Annotated in this window: 2 protein-coding genes; both read right to left on the bottom strand. The window is 53.5% G+C overall.

What is annotated here, in order from left to right:
- Positions 1-147: 147 nt before the first annotated feature.
- Complete coding sequence (locus tag Q363_RS31570) at positions 148-624, bottom strand: hypothetical protein (protein WP_035358728.1); 477 nt, start codon at positions 622-624, stop codon at positions 148-150.
- 216 nt (positions 625-840) lie between these two features.
- A complete protein-coding gene (locus Q363_RS31575) occupies positions 841-1,266 on the bottom strand; it encodes a hypothetical protein (protein ID WP_035358730.1) in 426 nt (141 codons plus the stop codon).
- Positions 1,267-1,565 lie beyond the last annotated feature (299 nt).

Here is a 1,565-nt window from a genome sequence, read left to right on the forward strand (position 1 = left end):
CCCATAGCCTGACCGCATCCCCCGCAAACGCCAGCGGCTCCCTTCAAACGGCTCTATCCTAACTGCCCGACCGGTGATCCCGGCGACAGCACAGCTCTGCGTGCTGGGCAGTCAAGATAGAGTGCTAACGTTTTTCGGTAAACCTAACTAGCATCCCATCGAACGATATTGCTCCCAAACCGTAGGATCATCGGTTACGTAGAAGATAGGCTCCATCTTTCTATGTTCAATGATCTCTGTCGTTCCGCGAACGGTTATCGCCTCATAAGCTGGGTATCCAGGGGGAAAACCTTTGGAAGGATTTTTAGCCTCAAAAGGTGCTTTGCACCTCATATCGCCATTTTCTCTCTTCAGGGTGTGCCCATTACTTTCCTGCAGGAGAAATCTTGCTCGACGCCATGGCACGGCGTAATAGTCCAACCTAAGCGAAGTGTTGGCACGTGAAAGCCCCGTCGGTAATGTGACCCATCGCGGCAATCTTGAATCGGTTGCCAACTCGAACGAGGCCTCGGGGAAGAGTTCACAACCCTTCATAACAACCAAGACAAGCACCGAGAATATGAGCAAGAGTCGATAACGCTTGATGCCCTGGATCAACGAGGTCATTTGAATGGTGGCCTTCAACTATCCCTACTTTCAGAAAACAGTTTACGCAAATGCCCCTAAAGTCACATTTTGACCAAGTTCGCCGGGCCAGCGGGTTCGACGGGTTGAACTTGCTCAAATCCCCGTTTGCGGGAACTGCACTTGATCCACAAGAGGCCTTTTGTTACTTCATGAGAAATCAGTCTGCTTGTGCCATGTCCCTGGCAGGAGCGGTCGCTTTAGGATCTTGTTGCGTTAAGGTTTTCCTCGGGCATCCTGCGGATTTGGGCGGGAGATAAGTGTCGGTTCGGGCGTGGGCGACGCGGGTGCTGCGTCTATCGTCTTACGATCTACGTCAACGCTGCCAAGGCGTCCGCCTTCGACCGTCTGCATCACGATGCGCACGTCCTTCGTTCTGGGCGGGAGCCGAAGGCTCAGCGATACGCGCGTTATGTATTTTGATCGCAGCAGAGCATCCTCTGTAGGTGACTGAACGGTCACTCTCTCCAGCTTGGATGCGGCGATGCCTCTCTGCGCAGTCATGCAGACCGCCGCCAGCCTGAGGCTCGCGGTGCTTTGACCATCCTCATCCTGCTGCCAGGTAAGGTCTTTCAATCCAAGGTCCACGATGAACTCCGCAGTGCCCGTGTCAGGATGCCGCACTACGCTGCCCAGAGTCATCTTCAGGTTTTGAAGTGGGACACTGGACAGTGCCGCCTCGTTGATATCCGTGATGACATGACGCTGACTCTCCGTGGTGCCGACTGACTCCGGAGGATAGTATCCGGTTTTCGTGATGACCCGTAAGTCCCGGTTGCGTACCGTAACCCGAATATGCCGAAACGTATCCTCGACGGGGCTTTCCTGCGGTTGGTAGGTCAGCGTGTAGTAGTTCGAACCGAGTTCCTGAGAGTTCTATAAGAAGGAAAGTCAACAAAAAACACTTCGCCTTCGGCTGAATTTTTGTTGATTTTCAGCCC

This window comes from Edaphobacter aggregans DSM 19364 (genome assembly GCF_000745965.1).
GTDB lineage: Bacteria > Acidobacteriota > Terriglobia > Terriglobales > Acidobacteriaceae > Edaphobacter > Edaphobacter aggregans.